The organism is Winogradskyella sp. Asnod2-B02-A (genome assembly GCF_045063645.1).
Taxonomy (GTDB): Bacteria; Bacteroidota; Bacteroidia; order Flavobacteriales; family Flavobacteriaceae; genus Winogradskyella.
Genome location: NZ_JBEFOG010000025.1, coordinates 200419 through 212927, shown reverse-complemented (window position 1 = coordinate 212927; position 12509 = coordinate 200419). Strand labels below are relative to the sequence as shown.

11 protein-coding genes are annotated in these 12509 nt (G+C 30.1%); all 11 read right to left on the bottom strand.

Translation table 11 applies throughout. The annotated features are described in order from the left end of the window. The 11 genes from ACJJVO_RS01855 to ACJJVO_RS01805 all read right to left on the bottom strand — a co-directional run bounded on the left by ACJJVO_RS01855 (position 1) and on the right by ACJJVO_RS01805 (position 12500). Positions 1-1116: a glycosyltransferase gene (locus ACJJVO_RS01855; RefSeq protein ID WP_405569753.1), complete on the bottom strand. Its 1116-nt coding sequence runs from the start codon at positions 1114-1116 to the stop codon at positions 1-3. Further along, a complete protein-coding gene (gene asnB, locus ACJJVO_RS01850) occupies positions 1113-2942 on the bottom strand; it encodes an asparagine synthase (glutamine-hydrolyzing) (protein WP_405569751.1) in 1830 nt (609 codons plus the stop codon). Before asnB ends, ACJJVO_RS01855 begins: the two co-directional genes overlap by 4 nt. Positions 2943-3091: 149 nt before the next feature. Continuing rightward, positions 3092-4477 carry an asparagine synthase-related protein gene (locus ACJJVO_RS01845; protein ID WP_405569749.1) on the bottom strand — a complete coding sequence of 462 codons (1386 nt, stop codon included), beginning with the start codon at positions 4475-4477 and terminating at the stop codon, positions 3092-3094. A 163-nt stretch (positions 4478-4640) separates the two neighbouring features. After that, positions 4641-5552: a hypothetical protein gene (locus ACJJVO_RS01840; protein WP_405569746.1), complete on the bottom strand. Its 912-nt coding sequence runs from the start codon at positions 5550-5552 to the stop codon at positions 4641-4643. 180 nt (positions 5553-5732) lie between these two features. After that, positions 5733-6683, bottom strand: coding sequence for a glycosyltransferase family 2 protein (locus ACJJVO_RS01835; RefSeq protein WP_405569744.1), 951 nt, complete (start codon positions 6681-6683; stop codon positions 5733-5735). A gap of 151 nt (positions 6684-6834) precedes the next feature. Beyond that, positions 6835-7791, bottom strand: coding sequence for a glycosyltransferase family 2 protein (locus ACJJVO_RS01830; RefSeq protein ID WP_405569741.1), 957 nt, complete (start codon positions 7789-7791; stop codon positions 6835-6837). Then, positions 7792-8874: a glycosyltransferase gene (locus tag ACJJVO_RS01825; RefSeq protein WP_405569739.1), complete on the bottom strand. Its 1083-nt coding sequence runs from the start codon at positions 8872-8874 to the stop codon at positions 7792-7794. A 4-nt stretch (positions 8875-8878) separates the two neighbouring features. Then, positions 8879-9859 carry a glycosyltransferase family 2 protein gene (locus tag ACJJVO_RS01820; protein WP_405569737.1) on the bottom strand — a complete coding sequence of 327 codons (981 nt, stop codon included), beginning with the start codon at positions 9857-9859 and terminating at the stop codon, positions 8879-8881. A gap of 177 nt (positions 9860-10036) precedes the next feature. Then, on the bottom strand, positions 10037-10756 hold the full coding sequence (locus tag ACJJVO_RS01815; protein WP_405569735.1) for a DUF1796 family putative cysteine peptidase: 720 nt from the start codon (positions 10754-10756) through the stop codon (positions 10037-10039). Positions 10757-10779: 23 nt separating this feature from the next. Continuing rightward, positions 10780-11430, bottom strand: a complete 651-nt coding sequence (locus ACJJVO_RS01810; RefSeq protein ID WP_405569733.1) for an acetyltransferase — start codon at positions 11428-11430, stop codon at positions 10780-10782. Continuing rightward, positions 11427-12500 carry a DegT/DnrJ/EryC1/StrS family aminotransferase gene (locus ACJJVO_RS01805; RefSeq protein ID WP_405569731.1) on the bottom strand — a complete coding sequence of 358 codons (1074 nt, stop codon included), beginning with the start codon at positions 12498-12500 and terminating at the stop codon, positions 11427-11429. Before ACJJVO_RS01805 ends, ACJJVO_RS01810 begins: the two co-directional genes overlap by 4 nt. Positions 12501-12509 lie beyond the last annotated feature (9 nt).

Below are 12509 nucleotides of genomic sequence, written 5' to 3'. Positions count from 1 at the left end.
TTAATTAACTAGTTTTAAATATAATTCCTCACATCTCTTCACTTCTAGATCTATATGATAATTTTCTATTACATAAGTTCTAAAATCTTTCCCTAACTTTTCATTTATTTCATTTTTATGAGAACAACATTGAAGTAGTGCATTGCTCCATGCTTCAACATTTCCAGCCATTACTAAATGATTAGGAAAAGGACGTAATTGATCTTTTATGCCCGAAATATTAGAACCCAAAACATTTTTCCCGCTCGCCATTGCTTCTAATAATGAAACAGGAGAACCTTCCCTTCTTCCTTTGTTTAATGTTGGTAAAACTACAACTTCTGCTAAGCTTAAATAGTCTTGTATATTGTTTTGTTTGCCACAAAACAAAACATTTTCTTCTAACCCTATTTCAGTGGCTAAGGCAAGCATTTCTTTACCATAAGGATTATCATTATCTCCAACGATCATTAACTTCCATTCTGAAAATTGATTGGATACAATTTTAAAAGCTCTTAATAAGATTTCAATCCCTTTGACTGGCACCAAATTAGCGACGCACATTACAACACGTTGATTTGGTTTTATATGCCAACGCTCCGCTAAAGCTTCATTTTTTGCAATAGGTTTAAATGTATTTACATCTACACCTCTAGGAATCAAAACCGTCTTTTTTGAATTCCTAAAAAAATCGGTCATCATATCCGTATTCTGAACCGCAATTGCAGATGCCAAAAAAGATCTTAAATACCAACCATTTTTAGATCCTCCTCCCCAATTCATATTCTTTTTAGTATACACCCATTTTATACCTGCCATATTAGCTGCTAATGCTTCCGTATAATCTGCAGCATAATGAAAGCTATGAATAATATCTGGATTAATCTCCTTAAATTTTCTACTGATTTTATAACAAGCTTTTATACCTTTTAAATAAGGTTTTATCAATGGTATATAGTTAAAAATGTGAACAGGAATACCAGATTTCTCAACCTCTTTAAAAAATTCACCACGACTATGAAAACAAGCAATATGAATTTCAAAACGCGTTGTATCCATTCTTTTTGCTACATGCAATAAAGCCTTGCCACTACCTGCGGAATCAAAATTAGGAATTGTAAATAGAACTCTTATCATTTTAGCAAGGCATATAGTGTAAATAATGGCCACTTTAAATCTTGTTCTTTACTACCATGCGATTTGAGCATTTTCTCTATTGTAGTACGTTCAAATCCAAAATCTAATAAATTAGCATCTAATAAGCGTTCTGTAATCAGTGGTTTTAAATCGGCTCTAAACCATGCACTCAACGGAACAGAAAATCCTTTTTTTACAGTTTCCTCTTGAACTGATGGTATTCGGTTATGTAGTATATTTTTAAGCACTTGTTTACTTTTATTTTTACCGTAGCTTAACAAAGGGTCTATTTTTAAACTGGCTTCAATCATTTGTTTATCTATAAATGGTACTCTCACTTCTAGACTATTTCCCATGCTTGCTAAATCTACCTTTCTTAATGTTTTTTGCATCATTCCATAAAATTCCGAATGACGCATGTTCTGTAATAAGGTTCTTGTATCTTTTGAATTACTATAGCTATAAACATCATATTCTTCTGGTAAAGAAATGTTATTTAAATCTGGAGCTAATGCCTCTAACCATTCTTTTCTAAATCTAGAATTAAGTCCTTGTTGCGCTTCTCCTTGACCTGAAGCTAACAGTACGGCATTGAATTTTTTATTTCCAGAAGCATATTTATCAAACCCATAGATGCCTTTGCGCAAGAGGCTTGGATGTTGTTGGTATTTAATATTTTTACCCACACTCCAAAAACGTTCATACCCAAAAAACAATTCGTCACCACCATCTCCACTTAAAGCAACCGTTACTTGCTTTTTAGCTAACTTAGAAACTAAATAAGTAGGTAGAATACTAAAATCAGCCATAGGTTCGTGCAAAGTATTCATAGCCTCATCCCAATAAAGCAACATCTCTTTTGCGTTTAATTTCCAAATGGATTGTTGCAAATTTAAAGCTTCTGCAAATTGTTTAGCACGCTCAGATTCATCGTGAGTTTTACTATCAGAACCTATAGTAAATAATTGAGCTTCTTTATGGTATTTTTTAATACTACTTCCTATTAATGCAGAATCTACTCCGCCTGATAAAAAACCACCGATTGGAACATCTGAAAGCAACTGACCTTCTACAACTTGATCTAATACTGATGAGATATAATGTTCTGCTTCTTTTGAATCTGTTATAAATGATGTTTCATTGGTAGGTAATTCCCAATACCTTTGATGCCTTTTTGAGCCTTCTTTATTAAATGTAATAATTTCACCTGGTAATACCTGAAAAGTATCCATATGCAATCCATAAGGTGCTGGCAGAAAATGCTGTTGCAAATACAACTTTAAAACCTGTGGGTTAACAGACTTACTAGCATAAACTGGGTGGTTTATTATTTGATCGTACTGACTTGCTGCTACTAATGTTTTTCCATCCCAACCATAAAACAAAGGCTTTATGCCAGCAAAATCTCGAACTAAACTCAATTCTTGGTTTTGATGATTATAAATAACCAACGCAAACATGCCATTTAGTTCTTTAATGGTTTTTTCTATTCCCCATCTTTCTAAACAAACCGTAATGGTTTCGGTATCACTGTGGCCTTTATAGTTATTATAATTTAATTTTTTTCTTAAATCTAAATGGTTATATATTTCTCCATTAAAGACAATGCTGAATTTTTTATTTGCACTTTGCATAGGTTGATGACCAGCATTAGAAGTATCTAAAATAGCCAATCTATTAAATCCCATTTGCACCAATGGTGGCAAAACCAAATGCCCAACATCATCAGGACCACGTTTTTGCGATAATGCGAGTAAATCTAAAAAATCACTTTTATCAAAACTCCTTTGGGCAGATAGGTTATACTCTGCTAAAAATCCACACATTACATTAATTTTTATAAATTAAATACTTACTCATAACCTCTTTTCAACTACAAAAATAACCTTTCACTATCTTTCTAATACAAATATCATTTTTTTTTGAAAAGTCCTTTGGTTAAACAAAATGAATTACATATTTAAGGCCTTAATTATTATTTATTATGATTTTTATTCCAAACTGATAAGGTTAATAACATACTAACAGCATGCGAATAAAAAACAGCGTCATCAGTTTTAAATTTATTATAAAACGTATCCACCAAATCCTTCCCTACTAAATTCAAAAAATCAGCATTATATAAATAGTTACGTAATTTTTCGTCATTATCTTTCCCTAAAAATTGTAATTCCCAGTTACGTTGAATATATTTTTTCCCAAAAACATCTTGGGTCTTACGCTCTAACTTATTTTTTATGCGATACGGCAAATTATGAGGTGCCTTATTTTTATGATAATTGTATAAATTATAAGGCATATGATCTTGCCATGGAATGGCAGCTACTTTTGCATTTCTATTTTTTATATAAGCTATTTGAAGTTTTCTATCTGCTAAATAGTCTTCTGGTATTTCACAAATAAATTGACACATACGATCGTCATAGTATGGCACATGCACTGAATGTGCTGCCTGAAAGAAGGATAAACTTACAGACGTCCAACGTGGTGCCCAAAACAAACTTTTAAAGGCTCGTACTTTTGCCCCTTTATGCGAAATATTTATTTGATCTAAGAGTTTCTGAATACGTGATTTTAAATAGCTTTCAAAATCACCTTCTAAATCCCAAGATGACCATAATGCGTTAGCTAAATCTAAACCACCTTTTTTAATTACTTTTTTATAAATTAAGTCTAATTCTGACACATTTGCATCTTTTGAAGCGATTCCTCTATCAAACAAAACATCTCCCCAATGACCTAAAGAGAATTCACCCTGCATTGTTTTAAACTTTTCTAAGACTGCCATTTGTCTTGGATGTGTAAACTCCGAATAGCATTGATTAATTGTTGCTGCATCTTCCAAAACATCCCACAAATAACTTGGAGGAATAACTAATGCATCAAAATCAAAGTCACAGACTTTAGCGATTTGTTCACTAATTTTATGTTCTTTAAAACCACCTGCAAAAGAATATGAATAGCTCTGTACATCTGCATTTATATGCTTTAAAGCTACTGCTTGACTTCTACTATCTAAACCACCAGACAAAGGTAATATCACTTTATTTTTTGCTGTTTGCTCTTTAATAATTGTTTCAAACAAATCTGTGAATTCATCTAGAGCAGTACTAAATGAGATATCTCTTGGTTTATAATACCAATTAAAATTAGAAACTTCACTTTGTATTTTTCTTTCGTGGTCTAAAACATAAGATTTTCCTGGTTGTAATACTTTTTCATCTTTAAAAAAACTATCAGCTTCTAAGAAAAAACCTAAAGCGGCAAAAACGCAAATAGCCTCATGATTTAAGACATGACTTTCGTTTACTTTAGCAAAGGCCTGATTCACAGGAATTATAGGAGTGGAAATTGTTTTCATAATCTAGCGGAATCGAAGATAATAAAATTTAAAGCTATTGCTAGTATTGCTTTGAAATGTTACTAAAATAATTAAAATCCTTTAACATCATTGAACAAATACATACTTAGGAAGACCATAGCTCATAAATTAAATGTTGTTAAATCTTGAAAATTATTATTTTCTATTCAAAGGATTGTATAGTGATTCCGAAATAACCAAAGACGTCTTTCACTTGGGTATCATTACCACTTTCAAAAACATTTTTAGAATGTAAATTTTCTTTCTGAGAATTAGGAATCTCAATAAATTCCTTAAAATAAAAATTTGTAAAAACCACTGGTATTTTATTTTCCATCTCGCCTGCTTTCAGCCAAATATCGTCACCTATACAATTTGTTTTTTTAATACCTTCTAGGTCGTACAAGGAATTCAGAAAAAACTCAGGCTTATATAAAACACCACCAACACCTGTAGCAAAATTCATTTTTGAAGGTTCAATATTATTCTCTCTATTAATTTTCCAACCCCTATATGGCAAAAAATCACCATTTTCAATGGTCATACTTCGAACACGATTGGCCACAACACATCTTGGAAATTTATGATGAACCTTTAGTAAGGTACTTAATAGATTTGTAGGGTATATAATATCATCATCAACCGTGACAACAAGGTTATTTGGATATTTTTGCATAGCATAGAAGTATTTCGTATGAGCCTTTAAATCATCACAAAATTCAATTTCTAATCCAAAAGGTTTTAATTCTAATAAGTTTTGTGGTAAGTCTGCTTCGCCATTTGGGAACAATTCTTTGCCTAACCATAAAACTATTTTTTGAGGCCTTTGGGTTTGATTAAGCATACTCTTAATTGCCAAATAAACGATGTTAATTCTTGCAGGAAAAGAAGTTAAACTAACTATAAGATTACTATTCACATCTACTCCCAAAGCGCGTGTAGAAATTCTCTTATAACTCTTGGGTAAAGAAAATTTTAAGTATTTGTATAGTTGCCATAGCAACCATTGACTTAACTTACGGAATTTTGTAGGTGTTTTTCTAGTTAGATAATAGTTGTAGAGAGAGTAAATCATAAATTATTTGACATTTTACAGTCACTTAATTTTTTATTCAAAGTTAAAAATTTATAAACGAATATAATTGTGATTAGATATATATTTTAATGGTCATATTTTGGGCAAATTAATACGCTTATGTTATTAAAGCTGAGATTAAGGCCAATATTTATATTTCAAAATATGCTTTTCTATATATCACTTATCATTAAACTTCATTTTTACAAATTGTGTTGCGCCTTTATTTATTAAAAACTGGGAAATCATACACCCAAATAAATAAATTTTTTGTGGAATAGATAAATAAGGAAACGACAGCAATCTTTTAAATACTTCAGCATAAAAACCATTTCTAACCATAACTTTAAGACTATTTAAACACCTATGTCTGTAATTAATTATACCTTTTAAATGCTTTTGTTCTATAAAATAATTTAAAATCATTGAATAAACTTTATATATCGAAGTCATCTTAGAAATATCTTTATCAGAACCATGGGTCATTGAGCCATTATGTGCTCTTACTGTATAAAGTATTTTATTAATATGTACTATTTTTAATGCATCATTGGATGTAAAAAAACGAAAGAAAAAATCTAAATCCTGATTTTTTTTCAATGTTTCGTCATATTGAAATTTCTCAATTTTATCTCTACGCAACATAAAGGATAAAGGTCCAAAAGACACCAAACCATCTACTAAATCATTAATAATATTACCACTAAATTCTTTGTTGGCAATACGGGTTCTTTCTCCGTTCATATTAACATTTTCAAATGCCGAAAAAACAACATCTGTGTCTGGGTTTGTAATAAATGGTTGCATTTTAGATTCAATATGATCTAATGCCATTATGTCGTCACTATCAAACCATTGAATAAAATCGCCCTTACTCATTAAAAAACCATAGTTTCTGGCACCATTTCCTCCACTAAGATGCTCTTTAGGTCTGTGATGATATTTATAACGCTCATCCTTACTGGTATAATTTTGCATTATCTTATCAGATTCATCTGTGCTACCATCATCCACAACAATACATTCCCAATTTGAATAGGTTTGTGCCAAAACAGAATCTAATGTTTCACCTATTAAATGGGCACGGTTATAAGTGGGAATAATAATAGATACAAGCGGTTCTTCTTTCATTTTTTTATGATAAAAAAGTTAATATACAATTTCAATCTACCATTGGGATTAATTTTTAAAAAGAAATGAGTTTTTTGTTTTATAAATCATAAACATAGCTTTCAAAATAAAAATTCAAGAATAAATATTGAATACTATTTAGGACTATTTTTTATCGTCTTATTAGGCATTTTCTATAAATCTGATAAAACGGATTATATTTTATGTGAGAGAGCTTACTATTTATATAAAGACTTAATGGATTAAATAAAAAATTTGACAATTTTAAATCTTTTAATTTTTCATTTTCAATAAACGGTTTTATGTCCACTCCCGATTGTTGCAACTTAAGCAAATCGCTTTGTAACTGTACTGCTAATATTTCCATTGCCTCAAGATTTTCTCTTACAATATCATCTGCAAAAAGATTTTGTTTTAATTCAAAATATCTATTTAGTGCTCCATTTTCATTTTCATTTGATTTGGAAATGGTAGATTGTTCGTGCCTAAAATAATGAAAGTAAGCTTTATCATAAAAATAGCCCTTAAACCGTAATCCCATTCTTATAAATAAGAAAGCATCTTCACCTGTATAAGACGTATGAAAACTCCCTAACTGCTCAACAACAGCTTTCTTAGCAATTAAAGAGCCAGGACCTTGAAGTAAAAAAAAGTTCTGCAGCCATAACAATCCCAAAGTTGGCGGATTGTTAATGCCTTCTTTAATTCCTGTAATAGGATTTTTTAGATTACGTCCATCATCATAAAAACGCTCTGACCGACAAAACACAAAATCAACTTGGTGCTGCTCTAATACCGAAAAATCATGTGCTAATTTTTCTGGAAGAATAATATCATCACAATCTAAAAAAGCCAAATATTCTCCCTTTGCTTTTTTTATACCTGTATTTCTAGCGTGGCCTGCACCTTGCTTTTTCTCGGATAAAATTATATAATCAAAAGGCACGTTTTGAAGTGCATTTTTCAATGCAATTACTGAATTATCTGTAGAATTATTATCTATAAAAACACATTCAAAATCTGTAAAAGTGAACGCATTAATACTTTTAATCAGCTTTTCAAAAAAAGACACTCCGTTATAAATAGGAATAATGATAGATAACTTCATTTAAACTATATTAATTCGTAATTCTAAAGAAGCAGAATCTACCTTAAGATGAAAATCTAAATCATTATATAGTGAAAATTTCAATAATAGATCGTTGACTTCTTTTAAAGAATACTCTTCCTTTGTTTTTAGATCACTATTTCTAATCGTCCACAAACGATATAAAACAGATTTAAGATTAATGTTTTTATTAGGAACAAACTCAACGAATTTAAAACTCCAAATGCCCTTATTCAATGTTTTTAATTCATAAAACAAAAAAAAGTCTACATCAGTTTTAAAAGATGTTATTGTTCTAGAAACCGGAGTATTAACAAGTGCATTATAGTGATCTTCATCTATAATTTCACCCCAATTTTTATTTAGGTTGACCTTTATAGTATTTTGATTTTCGTTTAGTTTTCTTTTTTTATCATTATGAAACCTTACTTGATTATAGCTTAAATCTTTACTTAATAATTTATGCTTTAATTCCTTGAAAGGCTTATGATATTGATGATAAACAAGGGTGTTTTCGTTATAAAAACACATCTCTAAACCATTAAATATCAAACGACTAATTACATCTTCATCCTCGGATCCCCAACAATTAAAAAACTCATCGAATCCATTAATTTCAACTAAAGCCTTTTTAGGATATAAACTAATTCCTTTAGCTCTTTTATTACTATAACTTTCAGGAACTAACTCCTTGTTTTGGTAGGTTTCATTTTTTGACAAATAACCTACTTTAAAAAATGTTACTTTATTTGGAGCCCTTAAACTCTTTAGCACTCCGTTATATGTGGCATGAAAAATCATATCAATATCTGCAGATAACACATAATCTGTTTGTGCTTCTATTATACCAATATTTAACGCTTTAGACCTATTCCATGGTTTACCTGCACTATATGAGTAAATATATTTTACAAAAGGGTAGTTATGTAGTAAGTTTTTTACTTCACTAGCCGTTTCTGGAGTAGAACCATAATCTACAAAAACGACTTCTAATTCCTTATCGTTTTGCTCTACCAATGAATCTAACGATTTCTTGACACGCTCTACTTCTCTATTTCTAAATGGATATATATATGTAATCAACGTCTTAAATCTTTATCTTTAAATATGAATATCCTTTTTTTAAAGTTAGGTATAAAAATGAACCGAATAGCAATTTTAAAAACACGCTTATTCGCTTAAAAAAAGGTAACTTAATTTCTGAAATATGTTTTAACAAATAAGGAAAAACAATCATTGTTTTTTTTAAAGATCTTGTATAAACCACTTGGCTAAATAGCTCTAATAAATTATTGTAAACTGATCTTTTAGTCTCTAAATCGATTTTTTTTCCAAAACGTTTAAAAATTTCATCTTTGACAAAAAGATTAGACTTTAATTTTTGCTCGTTTTCTACTAAGGAATTTGACATATTTCCGGCATGACAATATACCTTAACTAAAGGTTTTTCGGTAAAACTATAGTTTTCTGAAATCGCCAATACTCTCATATGAAAATCGTAGTCTTGAGATTGTTTTAAGTCTTCGTTAAATTTTAAATTATACGTCTCCAAAAAGGAACGTTTCCATAATGGAGCCTGAGTTAACCAAAATATTTTAAAGCGTATATAATCTTGAAAAATCTGATTAGAAACGATATGACTTGCTCTTAAACCTAATTCTTTATCATTATCGATATCATACAACATGGTTTGGCAAATGTTATAATCGAAGTTGGTTTGGTGTAAAAGTGACAATTGTACTTCAAGCTTATTGGGCTCCATTGCATCATCATCATCAAACCAATTAATATACTCACCTTTACTTATAGATAAACCATAATTGCGAGCACCATTTCCACCAATTGCGTATGTATCTGGTCTTTTATAGTATTGAAACCTAACATCTTTATCAATGTAAGAGTTGAGCAAATTTTCAGTATTATCCGTACTTCCATCATCCACAATAATACACTCCCAATTTTTATAGGTTTGAGCCAACACAGAATCTAGTGTTTTTCCTATTAATTGGGCACGATTATATGTGGGAATAATAATAGAAACTAAGGGTTGACTATTCACTACACTCATTACGGGTTAAAAATAATAAAATCAAGAAGATATTTTAGCATTAATGCTAATTAAAGGATAATATACAAAGCTAAATTACAAAGGTCACAAAACTCAGAAATTTTAAGACGCTATAAATAAACCGTTTTTATAAAATGAGAATATAAAACTTGACCTTACTTTATTTATTAAGTGAAATTATTTTATTTCTTTTATCATTTCCTTTATTAAATCATCATCTTTTCTTGCCCATAAAAGATCTGGATCATCACCTCCCCAAGCATCTAATGTCTTAAAAACATAACCTTTAATATTATTTGTATCATGAACCTTTATGACACTTCTTTCCTCTTGGTTTAAAATAACATCTTGAGTAAAAAATATGAATTCACATTTTATGTTTCTCTTTTGGTAATAAGCTAAGAACTCACTAGCCTTTATTATGATTTTATTGATGTCCTTATTAGCATTATCCCTATAGTGATATAAAAATTTTAATTTTTTAGAATTATTCAAAGACAACATTCTCAAAATTTTTCTTTCATAACTATTTTTGTGAGCATCATTATTTATGACATCATGATGAGTGAACTCGAAACCATTTTGATGAAGATCTAAATATATGTTATCTGAAGTTGAATAATATTTATTTCTAACCACTTTAGTTTCCCCAACATGATCGTGATATAAATATTTGGAATTTAAAAGATTCTTATAACCTTCACTTTCCAATTTTATGATATAATCTAGATTACTTCGACCATGCGAATATGGTGTACTGAAACTTTTTAAGTTATGTCTATCTAAAATATTATCGGTTAAGCAATTTTCACCTATAGAAATGTAAGAGGTGTTACTAATTGCCTGCTTAAAATTTTTGTAGAGCCTTTTTAGTTTTTTCTTAAATAGTTTTTTCAAGATTATATATTAATATTGAATCATTAATTATTCTCTCCTTTTGAAATAATTTTACCAGGAACACCTACAACAGTACAATTATCAGGTATATTTTTTATTACAACTGTTCCTGCACCAACTATTACATTTTTACCTATTTCAATATTTGGTATTATTACAGCACTTGTACCAATACTACTTCCTTTTCCTATAATGCAACGTCCTGATATATTTACGTTTGGCGAAATTTCAACATAGTCTCCTAGTTCGCAATCGTGCCCAATGGTTGCATTTAAATTTAACAAACAGCCTTTTCCAATTTTAATACTATTTGTAATAATAACTCCAGACATAACCGAAGTACCTTTTCCTATTGTAACATCAAAACTACCTATTTCACAGTTCTTAGAGTATACAGTTACTGGCTTCGCTCCTAACGTTATAAATTCTTGGTATAATTTTTCTCTATAAGCAGGTTGTCCTAATCCTAATACAAACGATTTATCTTCTGATTTTGATAAATAGGTTTTTACCTCTTCAAAAGATTTCAAAATTTCAAATCTGTCATAAAGCTTAAAAGGAAGATCTTTATTTACATTATCAAAAAAAACAATGTTTTCATCTAGTAGACCCATATCTACAGATAGAACTTGTAAAATTTCTTTGGCAAAACCTTTTGCTCCAACTACTATCATATTAAGGACTGTTTTATAATTTCAATAATTTGTTTTAAATACTTTTGATCCAACCCAACATAAAGAGGTAAGCATAAAACTCTAGACGAAATTGACTCTGAAATTTCCATGGTATGCTTTTCAATATAAGGCAATGTATTTAACGAAGGATAAAAATAACGTCTAGGAAAAATAGAGACTGATTCTAAAGCTTGTTTAACTTTCAATAACTGATTTTCATCTTTAAAAATCACAGGATAATAACTGTAATTCCATGAGGTATGCTCTCTAATTTTCATCAATTGTAAACCTCTATTTATAAATGCATTATTATATGCATCAACTACTTTCTTTCGTTCTTCTAGTATCGTATTCATATACGGAAATACAGCTAAACCCATAGCCGCTTGAGGCTCGCTCATTTTAGCATTTACACCTAGGCTATGAAAATTTTCAGGTCCATCATGTCCAAAATTATGATGAGAGTACATCGTTTCAAAATAATTAGGCTTACAAAACAAAGCTCCGCCTTCACCTGTATGAAACAATTTAGTAGCATGAAAACTACATGTACTAACATCACCATAGTTAAAAACAGATGTTCCTTTATAAGTTACTCCAAAACAATGAGCAGCATCATAAATAACTTTTAAGTTATGCTTTTTCGCTATGGATTCTATTGCTTCAATATCGCAAGGGTTTCCAAATACATGGGTTGCTAATATAGCTGAAGTTCTCGGTGTTATAGCAGCTTCTATTTTAGCCTCATCAATAGTTAAGTATTCTGAGTGTATATCTACAAAAACGGGTGTGCAACCCTCCCAAACAATACTACTAGTAGTTGCTACATAACTAAAAGGAGTCGTGATAATCTCCCCTTTTAAACCAAGAGCTTTTATAGCAATTTGCAATGGCAAAGTACCATTTGTCATCGCTATAATATTAGTTGTACCTAAATATGTTTGTAATTTAGCTTCCAATTCTTGAACCAAAACTCCTCGATTAGTCATCCAACCAGTATTCCATGCTCTACTTAATACTGCTTCATACTCTTTTTGAGGTGGTAAAAAAGTTTTAGTTACATTTATCATAAAAGTATT